Below are 16,120 nucleotides of genomic sequence, written 5' to 3'. Positions count from 1 at the left end.
GCCGCGCCGTGCCAGGACTCATGATGCACCTTGCACCTTCACGATAGACCAGACATTTCCCAAATGCAACTATTTGCGACGTAGGTTTTCCTGCCCTCGGTACAAAAGTGTCTCATTCTTGATATCGGCCATGAAGGCGCGGACTTGAGGGAATGCGCGTTGTGCGCTGCAGCAAACCCTTGAAGCGGGCTTTACCAGCGATCCATCCGGTCGCCCCAGCTGGTCATGTCACGGACGTAAAAACGATAGGCGTCGTCGGATGTTCCCTTCGGCAGGCGATCCTGCGGCAGGCGGGCAAGATCAACAACGAACAGCGCTCGCCCGACGCCGCGACGCCGAAAGCCGTGGTTACGCTTGGGAAGGATGGTATCGCGCCAGGCACCCAGGTTGATGTAAGTGTAATTTTTGCGATCCCGGCGCGGCTGCGAAAACTGCAAATCTGCCTCCAGCGCCACATGCGTATGCCCTTCCACATGCAGGCGGAAACCGAGCGCGCGATATTCGGGCTGGAAGGCGGGCAGATCCAGCAGCGTGCCGTCGGCGATGTCCGCTTCCGGTTCCTGCTTGCGCGCCATGAGGCGCATCAGGCGTATGTCCAGCCAGTACCATTTGAAGCGGCTGAGGAGGTACAGCGCGCACAGGCCGAACCAGGTCGTGCCCCGCGCGCTTTGCCACGTCGCGCGATGCCCCATCCATGCGACCAGGCTCTCGCGAAAGCTGCTCAGCACGATGTCGTGCAAGCCTCTCGCCGCCGGCTCGGCGCGTGCCATACGGTGCGATTCCGTCAGCAGGCGCACCACCGCAGCCACTGATGGCCGGTACAGATCCATTTCATCGAGCAGCCTGCGGATGCGGTGTGCGCCCGGTACGCGTTCGTCGAGCCTGCGCGTCACGCTCCAGATGAAGCGCGACAGCATGCCTGTGGCCACCGTGTCGCCGAAGCAGGGATCGCTGAAGGCCCGGTATTGCTCCTCGCGCCATGTCTGCGGCGCCCATCCACGCGAAGGACGCCAGCGCGAGATGGCGCGGCAATTATCCTTGTCGCGCCACTGGCCATGGGTCGCCAGCAGGCGCAGGCTGCGGTCGGCGAAATAAAACGGCAGCGCCGGGTAGCGTTCCTCGGCCTTCGTGCCAAGCTGCCGCGCGACCCAGGCGCGATAGCGGTCGGGGATCATGTCGTCGGTGAGGCCGAGGCATTCCTCGTACAGCATGCGGCGTGCGGCGTGCACCACCTGCAGCTCCTTGTCGTGGTTGCCGACGATGGGCACGACGGTGATAGTGATGCCCTTGCCGCGCAGCGCATCGAGGCTGGCGCGCATCCAGAAGAAGAAACCGGAATACGGCTGCATGCTGCCCTCCGGCCGTTTGCATGCATGGATGGCCACGATGTCGCGCATGACCGCCATCACGAGTTCCTCGAAACGCGGATGGTCGCGGTCCCACGGATACACGCCAGCCTCGGCCCATTTGCTGCTGCGGATCAGGTCGACCACGTCGCCGTTCAGGATCAGCAGTAATTCCTCGACGCGCTGTTCGGGCGGCGTCTGCATCCTGTCGCCGGGATTGCACACCGCGAATTCCATCTGCTCGAAGAACATCTTCCAGTCTGTCTCCGAGGCCGTCTGGTTGCCCACCGTGCAGTCGGTGCAATGGATATCGCTGATCAGCACGCACAGGCGGTTCTTCTTCTCTTCGCCGGCCGGCCAGAGGGTCAGTCCGGGCGGGAGTACTTCCTCTTTCATTGGTTCGATTTCAGTGTCACGCATGCGCATGCTCGCGCAGGAAGCTGATGATGTGCGGGAAGATGTCGATCGCGGCATCCTTCCCCATGAACGGGTCCTGGTGCCCGTATCCGGCGAACACATGCAGCTTGTGCCTGCCCGGCGCGAGCTTTTCGAGCCGTTCATGGCAGCGGATATTGGAATCCGCGAAGACGTGGTTATCCTGCCCCTGCATGAAAAGGATCGGCGTCCTGATGTCCGCCGCGTTCTCCAGGTAATTGTCGGGCAGCGCCGCATAGCGTGGATGGCCCGGCTCGAACTTGACGGCCGTATGCCCGCTCTTCACCATCCTGAACACGTGACGGTAGTAATGCACCGACGTGCCACCGAACAGGTCGCCCAGGCGTTCATGCGTCTCCTCCGCAAGATTGGCATGATTGAACACCGCCGGCCGCCCGCTGCCCCACATGAAGCTCAGCATGTGGCATTCCGGCGAACGGCATTCACCATGCACGATGTCGGCAGCATGGGCGATCATCTTGCCGACCGACCACGTGGGCTGCCGTCGCCAGCTCGGGTTGAAGTATTCGATGCCGAGCACATGATCCGACACCCACGGCCCGAAGCGCAGCTTGATTTCCGACCACGCCGGCACATAGGGCGTAAGCGACACGCTGTTGAGCACCATGCTCGTGATGCCCTGTACCGTGCGGGCGAACACCGACATCGCGAACGTGATCGAGCCGACGCAATGCGCGATCACATGCACGCGCCTGCGCGTGCCGATGTGACGGCGCAGTTCCAGCATCGCGGCCGGATGGTCGAACAGCGCGACGTCGTCGAAGTTGTATGTGTTGCGCGCGAGGTTGTAGGGAAAGCGGTTGCTGCCGCGCCAGTCGAGCGACCACACGTCACCAAAACCTTCATCCAGCAGGTGCTGCACGAGGTTGCGATGCTCCGGCATGATGAACATGTCCGTGGAGTTGGTGAGGCCATGGATGATCAGCACCACGTCATCGCAGTCGGAACGCCGAAAGCGGGTGAGCGACAGGCCGAGGCCGTCCGCCGTGGAAAGCGGATGCTCGCTGATCTCCGCGCCGGTAACGCCTTCGGTGGTGAACTTCGCATAGCGGCGCAGCGGCTGGTCAGGCGACGGCGCCAGGTGCGGCGCATAGACATCCCACAGTTTTCCGGCGAAGAATGCGCCGAACGCGAACAGGCCCTTGATGCTGGTGCTCCCGTTTGCATCGACGACGCGCAGCCCGCGCAGCACCTGCATGAAGTCGGCCATCGTGAGGCCGATGATGCCGGTCACCCACAGATCAGCCAGCGCCGGTTTGGCCGGATCAACGTGGCCGCGAAACACATTGACGTAGAGCGTCGTCGTATCGTGCCACAGGTCGAGCAATGAATCGTGCTGCACCTGCTTCTCGCCGACGAAGGTGAACGCCTCGCCCTGAGGCGTCGTGCAATACACCTGGTAATACATCACCTTGCGGTCACGGTCGGCGGTATTCGGCAGCAAACGGAAGGTGCCCAACTGCACCGGGCAGACGCCGCCGAGCAGCGCGCAATCGACATGTCCCGAAAGCGTGCCGGCATGCTCCGGCGAGTGCAGGAAGGCATCAAGGTCATCGATGCGCACCGTGACATCCAAGGCCAGCGCATGGTTCGCCTTCCTGCCATGCTCATAACCGTCCTCGAAGGTCGTCGCCTCCGCGCTGACCCAGCCCTTCATTACCTCCGCGAACTCAATGCTCACCGCGTGCAGGTCGTTCGACATGGCACTTGCTCCTTCAATTGGAAAAGGCTTTTTGTGTCCACGGAAAACACGAAAAACACGGAAGTGTTCGAAGACATCTTGACAGGATGGGCGTTGTTAAACGACCGTGCCGAGCGAGAATTCAACCCGGACTTTTTCCGTGCTTTCCGTGTTTTCCGTGGACACCCAGAAAATCAAAGCTCCGCATCCGGCGCCATACCTGTGATCTCGTGCGCGATCCATTCCGACAAGGCGGTGATGGTCGCGACAGGATTCGCGCCGAGCGCAGTCGGCATGAGCGAGCCGTCCGCGACGTACAGGCCGCGGTAACCGAAGACCTGGCCGCGGCTGCCATCGCTTGCGCTGACGACGCCCTGCTCCGGCGTATCGGCCAGCGCGCAGCCGCCGAGCGGGTGTACCGTCACGTTGTTATTGATCGGCCAGAGCCAGGTCGGCATTGGCAGGTAGGTGCTGGCGCCGATGAAGTGAGTGAATCGCTTGCCAAGCGCGATGATGGCGTCGTACAGCGCACCGTTGCTCATTTGCGGCCAGTCCACGTCGAGATAGCCGTCGCCGTTGAGGCGCAGCACACCCTGCGCGTTATCGAGGCCCATGCACAGCAGCACCGCGCTGTACTGCGACAGGTCGTGCGCGAGCAGTTTCTGCATCAGGTAGCCGACGCTGCTGTTCTTGCGGCCGGGGTAAGCGCGGTCAAAGCAAAAGAGCAGGAACTGCTTGCAGGTCTGCACGAATTTCTGCCATGGATTCATCGCCGGCCCGAGCGCGGCCACCGCCCAGCTCAGTTGCGTCGGATAGCTCGCGTCTTCCACGATGAAGGCGCGTTGGCGGTCGAGCCTGTCGAACAGGTGATGATCGATGTACTGAGTGATGACGGGGCCATAGGTGGATCCGATTTCTTTCTTGCCGTTGATCGAGAACGCAAGGAAATCGCCATTGCCGGAGAACTGCCGTCCAAGGCGCGACGAAATGCGCGGCAGGCTGCGATGCACGTCGCGGCAGCGCAGCAGCAGTTCGCTCGTGCCGAGTGCGCCGGCCGACAGCACGACGCGATGCGCGGTGACGCTCTGCTCGCTGCCTTCCGCAACATTGCGGTAGACCACCCGATAGCCGTGCTCGCCGCCGGCGGACGGATCTTCCTTGCCCGAGGCATCGAGCGGGACGATCCGTTCCACCGCCGCCAGCGTCCTCGCTTGCGCCTGGTAACGCTGGCGCGCGACATGCAGGTAGTTATGGTCGACCGAATTCTTGGCCTGCACATTGCAGCCGATATCGCATTCGCCGCAATAGGTGCAGGAGGTCTGCAGCGCGCCGTAGCGGTTCGTCTCCTGCACGCCGAATTGGACGGGTTCGTCGCTCCCCTGATAGGTGTAGCCGTTGCCGAAGAACACGGCGACATCTGCCATGCGCGATGGCAACTTCACCTCGCGCGCGAAGGCTTCGAACTGCCCGGTGCGGCGGATGCTGCGACGATCGTCCGGTCCACTGGCGGGCGGCACCGGGCGGGCGCCGAGCACGCGCTGCGCGACGTCGTAGTATGGCATCAGCATGTTGCGACGGATACCGGCCGGCCAGCCCTGTTCGAAAACCGCTTCCGGCGGGCGCAGGAAAACGTTCGCATAGACTTGCGAACCGCCGCCATATACCGCTGCCGCTACGGTATCGATCCGGTCGAAATGCCGGATGTCGAACATGCCGTCGAGATGGCCGCGCTTCGCCTGGCGCTTGCGCACGGCATGCGGCCGGCGCGCGGTGTCCCATTGCGGGTACCAGAAATTGTCGGCCATGTCGTGCGCGCTGCGCGGATAGCCGCCCAGCGGATACTGCCTGCCGCGCTCCAGCAGCAGCACCCTGCCCGGCCAGCGTTTCGACAGGCGCGCGGTCATGACCGCGCCGCCGAAGCCGCTGCCGACGACAACGGCCTCGAAGTCGAGACCTTCGCTCATTGCCTCCTCCCGGGACATTTCCATTCTCACCCGCCTGGCCGGCGAGCCTGTTTTTGCTTGTTGTGAAACGGATCATATTTTATTTCTGGTAAGAAATGGTAACTTTTCATGCATATCGGCAATTTTCATGCTAACGACGCCCGTTTCAGGCAGCTATGCTGCTACGATTGCCATATGTCAATATTGCACTTTTCGACCCCCGGGTAGATTCTGATGCCGCATCTCCATCGTTTCCTTCGCTGCCTGATCGTGCTCTGGCTGCTCAACTTCGCGGGCGCACTGCACGCGGCGGACCTGCGCATCGACGACAAACAGGCCGGCACCCCCATCAACCTGACACCGTACTGGTGGGTCCTGGAAGACAAGGAGGACGTGCTTGGCATCAGTGATGTCAGCAAGCCGGAGGCCGCCGGCCGTTTCGCACACTCGACGCTGCATGCGGACTCGATCAACTTCGGCCTGACCCGGTCCGCGATCTGGCTGCGCATCACCCTGGCCAACAACAGCGAGCAGCAGATCGAACGCTTGCTCGAGATTCCCTTCCTCTGGCTGCACGAAGTCGATCTCTATGCGCCCGGTCCCGACGGCTTTATCCGCATGGCGACCGGACATGCGCGCCCGTTCGCACAGCGCCCGATCAATCACCGCAACTTCGTGTTCCCGCTGCACCTGCCGCCGCATACCGAGCAGACCTATTACCTGCGCGTTGCCTCCGAGACTTCGGTCGACATCCCCTCCAGGTTGTGGGAGCCGCAGCAGTTCACGCATCAGAGCCTGCTCGAATACATCGGCCAGGCGCTCTACTTCGGCATGCTGCTGGCGCTGGGCGCCTACAACTTCCTGTTGTTCGCCTCGCTGCGCGACCGCACCTACTTCTATTACGTGCTGTTCGTCGCCGCCAACGCGCTTTCCATCGGCGCCTACAGCGGCATCGGCTACCAGTTCCTGTGGCCGGAGTCGCCCCGCTGGGCGATCATTTCCGGAATGATGGGCTTCGCCTCGACCGGCATCACCCTGCTGCTGTTCCAGCGCAGCCTGCTGGCGACGGCAAAGACCGTCCCGACCCTCGACCGCGTCATACGTGCCTTCCTGTTGCTGAACGTGGCACAGGTGCTCGCCTTCCTGCTGCTGCCGCACAGCCAGGTCATCCGCCTGGGCATCGCCCTCGACGCCTCCAACATGCTGCTTGCCATCGTCGTCGGTATCGTCTGCCTGCTCCGCGGCCAGCGCAGCGCGCGCTTCTTTCTGCTGGCATTCGGCTTCCTGGTGTTCGCCGCCGTGCTCACCGCCTCGCGCAGCCTCGGCATCGAGGGCCTGCCCAGCTTCCTCGCGGTGTATGGCATGCAGATCGGGTCGGCGCTGGAAATGCTGCTGCTGTCGCTGGCCTTGGCCGACCGCTTCAACCAGATCCGGCGCGACAAGGAGCTCGCGCAGCAACAACTGGTGGACAGCCTGAAGCGCAGCGAACGCGTGCTGGAACAGCGCGTGGCCGAGCGCACCGCCGAGCTGTCGCGCACCAACCAGGAATTGCGCGAGCACGAACGCGCACTGAAAGCGGCCAAGGAAGTTGCCGAGGACGCCTCGCACATGAAGTCCGCCTTCCTGGCCAACATGAGCCATGAGATCCGCACCCCGATGAATGCGATCATTGGCCTGGCCTATCTCGCGCAGCGCACCGACCTCACCGGGCCGCAGCGCGACTATGTGGAAAAGATCCATCGCTCCGCGGTGTCGCTGCTGGGGATCATCAACGACATCCTCGATTTCTCCAAGATCGAAGCGGGCAAGATCAGCATCGACAAGGCCGATTTCTCGCTGCACCAGGTGCTCTCGAATGTCAGCAACATGACCGGCCAGGCCGCGTCCGAGAAAGGCCTGAAGTATGTGTTCGACGTGGCCGAGGACGTGCCGTCCAACCTGTACGGCGATTCCCTGCGGCTGGGCCAGGTGCTGATCAACCTGGTGAGCAATGCCATCAAGTTCACCCATGCCGGCCACGTCACGCTGCGCTGCCGCCTGGCCGGCAGCTTCGTGGGCGGCGTCGAACTGCGCTTCGAGGTCGAGGACACGGGCATCGGCATCACGCCCGAGCAGCGCATCCGCCTGTTCAGCGCGTTCAGCCAGGCCGACACCTCGACCACCCGCAAGTACGGTGGCACCGGCCTCGGACTGGCAATCAGCAAGCGCCTGGTGGAAATGATGGGTGGCCACATGCTGCTGGAGAGTGAGCACGGCGTCGGCTCGACATTCAGCTTCACCGTCCGCCTCGACCTCGGCTCGCTGAAGGCTGCGGCGCTGCCCGACCGCCCCGAGCGCCTGCTGGCGTGCCGGGTGCTGGTGGCCGACGACAATCCGGCGGCGCGTGAAATCCTCGCCGGGCTGGTCAAGGGTATTGGCCTGGCAGTCGATACCGTTGGCAACGGCAGCGAAGCCATGGCCGCCATCCGCGAAGCCGCTGCCGGCAAGGCCTATGACCTGGTGCTCACCGATCTCTGCATGCCCGGGATGAACGGACTCGAACTGGCCGACGCCGTCAGCGCCGCAGGCCTCGCCCGGCCGCCCAAGGTCATTCTCGTCACCGCGTTTGGACGCGAGGATGTGCTGCAGCGGGCGCAATCGCGGCCGGTGGCCGCCGTGCTGTTCAAGCCGGTCGATCAGTCACTGCTGCACGACACCTTCCTCAAGGCGCTCGCGGACGGCAGCACCGCCTGCTGCGCGGCGCGCCAGCAGCGCATCCTGCCGCGCTTCGACGGTTGCCGCGTGCTAGTGGTGGAAGACAACGAAATCAACCAGCAGATCGCGCGCGAGATGCTGCTGGCCACTGGCCTGCAGGTCGACATCGCCGCCAACGGCTGGATCGCGCTGGAGACGTTGTTCGCGGCGGAACCGGACACTTACGACCTAGTGCTGATGGACCTCCAGATGCCCGAGCTGGGTGGCCACGCAACGACACGCCGCATTCGCATGGATGAACGCTTCGCCGCACTGCCGATCGTTGCCATGACCGCGCATGCGACACTCGAAGAAAGAGACGAGTGCCTGGCCAGCGGCATGCAGGACCACATCACCAAGCCGATCGATCCCGACCATTTCTACGACACGCTCACGCGTTGGCTGACGCAGGCCGAGCCGGCAGTGCAGGAAGAAGAGTCGAGAGGCCCCCTGCCCGTCACCGCGGACGAGGCATCACCGATCCGGATCCCCGGCTTCGATACCGCCGACACGCTCGACCGGCTGGCTGGCGATGTGGCGCTTTACCACCGCGTGCTCACCATGCTCGTGCCCAGCCTCGGCAGTGCGTTGCAGCAGTTCCATGCCGCGCAGGAAGCTGGCGACCACGCGACGATGAAGCTGGTGGTGCACAGCGTGCGCGGCATGGCCGCCAACATTGGCGCGGTGGACCTGATGACGGAGGCCGCTGGACTTGAGGACATGCTGGGCAAGCGTATCGCGCGGCCGGAACACCTGGCGGCGTTCGGTGAAATGTGCAAGGAGACGCTCGGCCTGGTGGAACAAGGGCTGGCGCAACGGAAGGTGGCGTAAGGGACGCGACGAACGGGGCAAGCGCCCTACCGGCGCGCGCCCGCCTTGCGCAGCACCATCTCCCACACCACTTTCGGCTTGTCGTAGCGGTTGATCTCCATTTCCTCCACGGCGATGCGTTCCCATTCGGGGCCGAACAAGGCGTCGATCGCCGCGCGGTCGAAGAAACGCTTGCGGTTGCTGTGACGTCCATCGACCAGGTAATAGTTCGGTTCCAGCGCGACCGTGCCATCCGCGCCATAATGGACATCCCGCACCGAATTGACGCGGCACAGCATCACACCGCCGGGCGAAAGGCATCGATGGATGTCGGCGACGATGCCGCGCGTCTCCTCCCAGGCAAAATAATGCAGGCAGAGGCTGGCGACGATCACGCCGAAACTGGCGTCCGCGAAAGGCAGTGGTTCGTGCAGGTCGTGGCGCAGCAGCAGCGCGGACGGAACGGCATGATGACATGCCTGCAGCGCCTCGGCGGAGATGTCCGTTCCCACCACGCGAAAGCCGGCTTCCGCCAGGCGCGCCGTATCGCGCCCGGCGTTGCAGCCGAGTTCAAGCACGGTCGCGTCCACGGCCGTCTCCGCCATCAGCGGCAGCCATCGTTCAAGCCATGGGTCGGTTTCCATCATCGCATCCCGGAATGGATTGGGCGGCATGCGGATGCAAGCGCCGCGAGGATTGTACCAATCCCGGCGGGCGCAGATGCCTACTTCTCGTTCGATTGCTGCTCGCGACCCGGTGGCACCGTGCCAAGCAGATACTGGTGGAAAAAAGCCACGATCTTGCGGTTCACTTCCGGCACGACAGTCGCGCGCTCAAAACCCGGCGGATCGGCAATCACTTCACGGATGGCGTCATCAGGTGCCGGCGGGAGTGGTGAGAGCAAGGCGCCGTGGCCGCCCGATTTCAGGTCGGCCAGCCATTCACAGCTAGCGCATGTCCTGAGGATCACATCGCTGTGATACTTCGGGTTCAGCCATTTGTCCTGACGTGCCGAAATGATGCCGAGGTGGACGGTAGGCGCACTGAGCGACGCAGCATCGAAATCGGCGGCAAACGGCACGCCCGCGACGATGGCGGTGATGCGTGGATCGGTGTGGGAATACCAGGTCGTGTCGGCGAGCTTGAAGCCGAGGATCCAGCGGACCACGGCGAGCTTGACGCCATCGAGCATGCCGCCAGTCAACGAGGTCGTCAATCCGGCGCAGGCCCGGAAATCATCGGCGATGTCTGCTTCGCAGTGCTGCAGCAGTTTCGCCGGAGACCAGCGCCCGCCGGCCAGTGTCAGCGCCGTGTGCCCGCCGGCGGACATGCCGTACATCCCGACCTTGTCCAGGTCCAGCAAGGGGTGGAAACGCGTATCGCCCGCGAGGCGGTCAATCGCTCTGGATACCTCAATGGGGCGCCGCTTCCAGCTTGGCGGACCTGGCTGGCTGTCGTCCTTGTAGTTGTCGGCAAAATGCTCGGGCATCGCGACAATGAAACCGTCTTCCACCAGCAACCTGGCGAGGTCGTAATAAACCCACGGCGAAGCCGGCGATCCGTGGGAGATGACCACAAGCCGGCGATTACCCTGCACCGGATTGCCTTCAACGGCGACATCGAGCCGGAAGCCATATCTGTCTTCAAGATGCGATTCGCTGGCGGATGGATAAAAAACCGTGACCGGTCCACTCCCGGACACACCGGGCAGCTCGGCCATGCCGACCTGTCCGAAGGCTCCTGTCGTGAAACTCAGGCCAAGCAATGCGGCGCTGAGCCACAAGCCTGCACGCCTCCTCCACATCTGCATGATCCGTCCCCTTTTTGCTATTGTCCTGGGCCTTACGCAACCGGCTCATGCACACTATAAGGTTTCGCGCCACGCCTGTCCTGAGCCGTGTCAGCGACTGCGTTCACGAGGACGCAAGGACATGGGCGGCCAACGCCACCAGGTCGCCAGCACCAGCACGCCAAAGAGAGTGTAGCCAAGCACAAACACCCAGGCCGGCGCCTCGTAGTACAGTAATTCCTGCAGCCAGTGCTCCACGAAACCGCCCGCGTAGGCCGGCGCATGTGCCTTTAACCGCAGCCACATTTCGAGCGTAGTCAGTGGACAGGTGAACCCTGCCCAGGCTTCCAGAATCACGACGGCGATGGCCCCGAGGTGCGCAAGCCGCAGCCATAAACGGTTGACCCAGCGCCAATGCGCGACATTGCCTGCGACAACCAGCACAAGCCCGAGCACGACGAAGGCGACGATCGTCAGATGGGTGACCAGTACTGCGTCAGCGAGAAGCAGGTAAACGGTGTCGGCAGGCATTGGATACGTTTAGCATTGGTCGCGAGCACGGCCAGACAGGATCTTGCAATCAGACATTGGAGTGCTTGCAGAACCTGAGTCCGGGATTCTCGACAATGGGTGTGTTCATGCAAGTGCTGCTCTGGTTCGGCCATCCGCACACCTTCTCCCTTGGATGCCCGGCAGGCTACTTTGCCCGAGCTGATTTGGTCTTCTTTGCAGACGCATTGAATTCGACCGCCGCACGGATGAGTTCCTTGAACGCGTCGGCGTCGACTTCCTCGCCTTCGTTGATGTCGATCGCCCGCCGCACGTTTCCATCAAGGCTGGAATTGAAGAGCCGGGCCGGGTCTTTTAACGAGGCTCCCTTGGCGAAGGTCAGCTTCACTTTCGCCTTGTACGACTCCCCGGTACAAATGATCCCGTCCTGCGACCATACCGGCGTGCCCATCCATTTCCACTCCTCGACGACTTCCGGAGCAGCTTCCTTGATCAGCCTGCGCATCCTGCTCAATGTCTCGCCGCGCCAGTCTCCGAGCTCGGTGAGTTTTTTGTCAATGAGTTCGGATGCGGAATGGCCCTCGGGTGAATTTGCTTTGTTCATGTTCTCTCACACATTGCAGCGCTCAATCGTTCGGCTCGCCCAACAACACCTTGTGCAAGCGATCCGGCTCGCGAAGCCTCTCGTCAGTCAATCCAACCGCCTTTTCCTTGCTCACCGGACCGTCAATGCCCCCTTCGCATGCAGGCATACGATGATGTCGGAGTGTATTAGCGATCGGCGGTATTCATGCTCCTCTTGGAACGCATGAAGTGGCACGTCAAGGACCGAATGATGATTTTACCGCCGTCCCTGGTCGAACCTTTGTCCGGCCAGATTGCCGCCCCTGATCAAGCCAGCACCAGACTCCTCTGCTGCTCCGGCAAGAACTCCCGGATATCCCTCGGTTTGCGGCGGCGCGGATGTTCGAGTTCATCGCGACGCAGCGCCCTTGCCGCGCGCCAGATCAGGACGTCGTCTTCGTAGCTGCGCAGCGCGGAGGTCTTTTCCCAAAGAACGCGCCGGTGGGTGATGAAATCCCAGCAGACCGGCGTCAGGCCTTCGAGCTTCCCTTCGCCTTGCATCTTGAGCGCGAGGCCCATGACTGCGCCGGCGTGGGGGACATCTTCGGGGAAATAAATGGAGTTGGCCCAGGCGCGGACGTCGCAGAAATCGAGGACCTGGCCGCGGATCGGTTTGTGCCACTGGTCGGGGTGCGCGTTCTGGTTCGGCCAGCGGCCGGCGCCTACCCATGTGCCTGTCTTGAACATCGCTCACCTCCTTGTCGCCGGCCGCAAGGGCCGTGCTGCCTGGGCTGCCGTGAAAACGGGCGCGTCGCGTTCCTGGAAGGCGTTCCTGCAAGGCCTGTATTTCAGCAAACCCGTATACTGTTCATACGTACAGTATATCCAATTTTCAGCCTTTGTCCATGCGGGTGCGCGCAGTCAGGCCCCCAGTGTTGGAAACCTGCATCGCACGTGTTCCCTCCGCGCTTTCCGCCGGCCACATTGCCCCGGCGTACTGCCAGCGGCACTCTCCCGCGAAATCGGGTCTAATATGCAGCGCGACCAACCCAAACAAGGAGAAAAAATGAGCGCGATGGATCGGTTCTTCAAACTGACGGAGCAGGGAACGGATGTCCGCACGGAGGTGCTGGCCGGCCTGACGACTTTCCTCACGATGGCCTACATCATTTTTGTGAACCCTTCCATTCTCGGCGACGCCGGCATGCCCAAGGACGCCGTGTTCGTGGCGACCTGCATTGCCGCCGCGCTCGGCTCGCTGGTGATGGGCTTGTGGGCCAATTACCCGATCGCGATGGCGCCGGGCATGGGCCTCAATGCATATTTCGCGTACGGCGTGGTCAAGGGCATGGGTTATAGCTGGGAAGCGGCGCTCGGCGCGGTGTGCATTTCCGGCATCCTGTTCGTGATCGTGAGCGTGCTGCGCATCCGGGAGATGATCGTCAACGGCATCCCGCACTCCGTGCGCACCGCGATCACGGCCGGCATCGGGCTGTTCCTGGCAATCATTTCGCTGAAGAATGCCGGTATCGTGGTGGCGCATCCGGCCACCTTCATCACGCTGGGCGACCTGCACAAGGTACCGACGGTCCTCGCGATCATCGGCTTCTTCCTGATCGTGGCGCTGGACCGCCTGCGCGTGAAAGGCGCGATCCTGATCGGCATCATCGTGGTGACCATCCTGAGCTTCATTTTTGCCGGCAATACTTTCCACGGCGTCGTGTCGGCGCCGCCGTCACTCGCGCCGACGCTGTTCAAGCTGGATATTTCCGCCGCGCTGTCGATCGGCATCCTGAACGTGGTGCTCGTGTTCTTTCTCGTAGAACTGTTCGATGCGACGGGCACGCTGATGGGTGTCGCCGCCCGCGCGGGCCTGCTGAAGGCAGGCAAGATGGACCGGCTGAACAAGGCGCTGATGGCCGACAGCACTGCGATCGTCGCCGGCTCCTTCCTCGGCACGTCGAGCACGACGGCGTATATTGAAAGTGCCGCCGGCGTACAGGCCGGCGGCCGCACGGGGCTGACCGCGGTCGCGGTGGCCGTGCTGTTCCTCGCCTGCCTGTTCATCGCGCCGCTGGCCGGCGCGGTGCCTGCCTACGCGACAGCCCCGGCGCTGTTCTTCGTGTCCTGCCTGATGTTGCGCGAACTGACCGAGCTGCAATGGGATGACAACACCGAAAGCGTTCCGGCAGTGATCACCGCGCTGATGATGCCGTTCACCTATTCGATCGCGAACGGCGTAGCATTTGGTTTTATCTCCTATGCCGGCCTGAAGCTGTTCACTGGCCGCGCGCGGGAAGTGCCGGTCATCGTCTGGATCATCGCGGCGATTTTCATTTTCCGTTACGTGTATCTCGGCGCTGAATAACTCCTGCATCGTCTTCATGCAATGGAACGGGGCAACACCATGACGTCGGACACCGCACCATCGACCTGTCAGGCGTACCGGGCGAGCATCCTGTATTTCAGGACGGACCCGGCCTTCGAGCAGGACGCTTCCGCATGGCATGAAGACGGGCTGCTCGTAGTCGAGCATGGCCGCGTCAAGGCCGCAGGCGATTACGCGCAGCTGCGCCCCGGGCTGCCGGAAGGCACTGTGATCCATGAATACCACGGCAAGCTGATCGTGCCCGGCTTCATCGACACCCACATCCATTACCCGCAAACCGATGTGATCGCCTCGCCGGCACGCAGCCTGCTGCCATGGCTCGACACTTACACCTTTCCGGCGGAACGCCGCTTCGAGGATGAAGCGCATGCGCGCGAGGTGGCCCGCTTTTTCCTGGATGAACTCCTGCGCTGCGGCACGACGACGGCCATGGTGTATTGCACCGTGCACCCGGCATCGGTGCATGCATTTTTCGCGGAAAGTGCGCAACGCGGCCTGCGCATGGTCGCGGGCAAGGTGATGATGGATCGCCATTGCCCAACCTTCCTCATCGACGACGCCCAATCCGCACTGCGAGCGAGTGAAGAACTGATCGACAAGTGGCACGATCGCGAACGCCAGCTGTATGCGATCACGCCGCGCTTCGCCGCGACGTCGAGCGAAGCGCAACTGGCAGCTGCGGGCGAACTGGCGCGGGCGCATCCCGAGGTATTCGTGCAGACCCATGTCGCGGAGAACACCGAGGAAGTGGCGTGGGTCAAATCGCTCTTCCCGGATGCGCGCAGCTATCTTGATGTGTATGACCGCTACGGCCTGTTGCGCCCGCGCGCCATGTTTGCGCACTGCATCTGGCTCGACGAGCACGACCGCGCGCGCCTGCGCGAGACGCAATCGGCGGCGGCCGTCTGTCCGACGTCCAACCTCTTCCTCGGCAGCGGCCTGTTCGACTTCGCGCTGGCCGACGCGGCGCGCATGCCCTTCTCGCTTGCCACCGACGTCGGCGGCGGCACCTCGTTCTCGATGCTGCAGACAATGAACGAAGCCTACAAGGTCGCGCGCATGCGGGGCACGCACCTGTCGGCGCTGCGCATGTTCTATCTCGCCACGCTGGGAGCCGCGCGTTGCATGCACCTCGATGGAACGATAGGCAGTTTCGGTGCCGGCGCGGAAGCCGATTTCATCGTGCTTGATCCGAGTGCCACGCCCTTGCTGGCGCGGCGCACGGATCGCGCAGACAGCCTGGAGGAATTGCTGTTCGCCTACGCGCTGCTCGGCGACGACCGGGCGGTGCTGGCGACCTATAGCGGCGGGAAGTGCGTGCACGTTCGGGAGTGATTCACTCATTCACGGCGCATCGGCGGGGCATCGATGTTAAACGCGCTGCGCGCGCGAAATGCACGCTGCTACATCCCTATTCCCGCAACACCCTCACCCCTGCCCCACATAAAACTGCAGTGAATCCACGATCGGCGCGAAGTAATCGAGCGATGCGTCGTAATTGATGCAGGCATAGTCGTGGAACGTCGCGCGAATGACGACCGGCGGCGCGGCCAGTATCTTGCCGACGGCGCGATGGTTCTTTTCGGTATCGAGATAGTCGGTAATGGAGACGCAAGCGTTGCCAGTGCCGCGGGTAATCTCGGCCATGATCTTCCAGCGGTATCCGGCCATGTTCTCCAGCGACTTCAGGTCGGCTATGCGAAATGCCGCAGCGAGCTCCTCGGCCGGTCTGTCGTCGTCCTCGCCCAGCGTCCAGGTCGTGAGATAAGCGCCCTTGGTGCCGTCGGCGGATTCGAGGTAGATGGATTTTCCGTCGTCGGTCGGACGCTCCGACCAGTCCTGCGGCACTTTCAGGAGCCAGAAGTCGGTGTGGATGGTTTTGGTTTCTGTCATCGTCGT

At 62.8% G+C, this 16,120-nt stretch carries 12 protein-coding genes; 3 read left to right on the top strand and 9 right to left on the bottom strand.

Going from position 1 to position 16,120, the window contains the following annotated elements:
• Positions 1-191: 191 nt before the first annotated feature.
• From VJ698_RS03005 to VJ698_RS02995, 3 genes are all read right to left on the bottom strand, one after another.
• On the bottom strand, positions 192-1,766 hold the full coding sequence (locus VJ698_RS03005) for a hypothetical protein (protein WP_324101180.1): 1,575 nt from the start codon (positions 1,764-1,766) through the stop codon (positions 192-194).
• Positions 1,759-3,504, bottom strand: coding sequence for an alpha/beta fold hydrolase (locus tag VJ698_RS03000; RefSeq protein WP_324101179.1), 1,746 nt, complete (start codon positions 3,502-3,504; stop codon positions 1,759-1,761). The genes VJ698_RS03005 and VJ698_RS03000 overlap by 8 nt, the downstream gene beginning before the upstream one ends.
• Before the next feature lie 173 nt (positions 3,505-3,677).
• Positions 3,678-5,447: a GMC family oxidoreductase N-terminal domain-containing protein gene (locus VJ698_RS02995; RefSeq protein WP_324101178.1), complete on the bottom strand. Its 1,770-nt coding sequence runs from the start codon at positions 5,445-5,447 to the stop codon at positions 3,678-3,680.
• Between the two features lie 213 nt (positions 5,448-5,660).
• On the opposite strand from VJ698_RS02995, the gene VJ698_RS02990 reads away from it, so the two are divergent.
• Positions 5,661-8,990 carry a 7TM diverse intracellular signaling domain-containing protein gene (locus VJ698_RS02990; RefSeq protein ID WP_324101177.1) on the top strand — a complete coding sequence of 1,110 codons (3,330 nt, stop codon included), beginning with the start codon at positions 5,661-5,663 and terminating at the stop codon, positions 8,988-8,990.
• 26 nt (positions 8,991-9,016) lie between these two features.
• Here the strand turns inward: VJ698_RS02990 and VJ698_RS02985 are convergent, their stop codons facing one another.
• The 5 genes from VJ698_RS02985 to VJ698_RS02965 form a co-directional block, all read right to left on the bottom strand.
• Positions 9,017-9,643, bottom strand: coding sequence for a class I SAM-dependent methyltransferase (locus VJ698_RS02985; RefSeq protein ID WP_324101176.1), 627 nt, complete (start codon positions 9,641-9,643; stop codon positions 9,017-9,019).
• 50 nt (positions 9,644-9,693) lie between these two features.
• Complete coding sequence (locus VJ698_RS02980; RefSeq protein WP_324101175.1) at positions 9,694-10,779, bottom strand: dienelactone hydrolase; 1,086 nt, start codon at positions 10,777-10,779, stop codon at positions 9,694-9,696.
• A gap of 90 nt (positions 10,780-10,869) precedes the next feature.
• Positions 10,870-11,289 (bottom strand): DUF2784 domain-containing protein, encoded by a 420-nt coding sequence (locus tag VJ698_RS02975; protein ID WP_324101174.1) that lies wholly within the window; start codon positions 11,287-11,289, stop codon positions 10,870-10,872.
• A 166-nt stretch (positions 11,290-11,455) separates the two neighbouring features.
• Positions 11,456-11,872, bottom strand: coding sequence for a DUF1801 domain-containing protein (locus VJ698_RS02970; RefSeq protein WP_324101172.1), 417 nt, complete (start codon positions 11,870-11,872; stop codon positions 11,456-11,458).
• A gap of 287 nt (positions 11,873-12,159) precedes the next feature.
• A complete protein-coding gene (locus VJ698_RS02965) occupies positions 12,160-12,579 on the bottom strand; it encodes a hypothetical protein (protein ID WP_324101171.1) in 420 nt (139 codons plus the stop codon).
• 319 nt (positions 12,580-12,898) lie between these two features.
• On the opposite strand from VJ698_RS02965, the gene VJ698_RS02960 reads away from it, so the two are divergent.
• Together VJ698_RS02960 and guaD are read left to right on the top strand one after the other, a co-directional pair.
• Positions 12,899-14,200: an NCS2 family permease gene (locus VJ698_RS02960; protein WP_324101170.1), complete on the top strand. Its 1,302-nt coding sequence runs from the start codon at positions 12,899-12,901 to the stop codon at positions 14,198-14,200.
• Positions 14,201-14,239: 39 nt separating this feature from the next.
• Entirely contained in the window at positions 14,240-15,556 is a 1,317-nt protein-coding gene (gene guaD / locus VJ698_RS02955) for a guanine deaminase (RefSeq protein WP_324101169.1), read from the top strand.
• A gap of 93 nt (positions 15,557-15,649) precedes the next feature.
• On the opposite strand, the gene VJ698_RS02950 is transcribed toward guaD, so the two are convergent.
• Complete coding sequence (locus VJ698_RS02950) at positions 15,650-16,114, bottom strand: hypothetical protein (protein WP_324101168.1); 465 nt, start codon at positions 16,112-16,114, stop codon at positions 15,650-15,652.
• Between the last annotated feature and the right edge of the window lie 6 nt (positions 16,115-16,120).

This window comes from Noviherbaspirillum sp., from assembly GCF_035254685.1.
Classification (GTDB): Bacteria; Pseudomonadota; Gammaproteobacteria; order Burkholderiales; family Burkholderiaceae_D; genus Noviherbaspirillum.
Note: the sequence above shows the minus strand (reverse complement) of the source record. Positions and strands in the feature narration are given on the sequence as shown.

Coding starts and splice junctions, on each gene's coding strand:
- VJ698_RS03005 (WP_324101180.1), bottom strand. CDS start 1,766: ATGCGTGACACTGAAATCGAACCAATGAAAGAGGAAGTACTCCCGCCC.
- VJ698_RS03000 (WP_324101179.1), bottom strand. CDS start 3,504: ATGTCGAACGACCTGCACGCGGTGAGCATTGAGTTCGCGGAGGTAATG.
- VJ698_RS02995 (WP_324101178.1), bottom strand. CDS start 5,447: ATGAGCGAAGGTCTCGACTTCGAGGCCGTTGTCGTCGGCAGCGGCTTC.
- VJ698_RS02990 (WP_324101177.1), top strand. CDS start 5,661: ATGCCGCATCTCCATCGTTTCCTTCGCTGCCTGATCGTGCTCTGGCTG.
- VJ698_RS02985 (WP_324101176.1), bottom strand. CDS start 9,643: ATGCCGCCCAATCCATTCCGGGATGCGATGATGGAAACCGACCCATGG.
- VJ698_RS02980 (WP_324101175.1), bottom strand. CDS start 10,779: ATGCAGATGTGGAGGAGGCGTGCAGGCTTGTGGCTCAGCGCCGCATTG.
- VJ698_RS02975 (WP_324101174.1), bottom strand. CDS start 11,289: ATGCCTGCCGACACCGTTTACCTGCTTCTCGCTGACGCAGTACTGGTC.
- VJ698_RS02970 (WP_324101172.1), bottom strand. CDS start 11,872: ATGAACAAAGCAAATTCACCCGAGGGCCATTCCGCATCCGAACTCATT.
- VJ698_RS02965 (WP_324101171.1), bottom strand. CDS start 12,579: ATGTTCAAGACAGGCACATGGGTAGGCGCCGGCCGCTGGCCGAACCAG.
- VJ698_RS02960 (WP_324101170.1), top strand. CDS start 12,899: ATGAGCGCGATGGATCGGTTCTTCAAACTGACGGAGCAGGGAACGGAT.
- guaD (WP_324101169.1), top strand. CDS start 14,240: ATGACGTCGGACACCGCACCATCGACCTGTCAGGCGTACCGGGCGAGC.
- VJ698_RS02950 (WP_324101168.1), bottom strand. CDS start 16,114: ATGACAGAAACCAAAACCATCCACACCGACTTCTGGCTCCTGAAAGTG.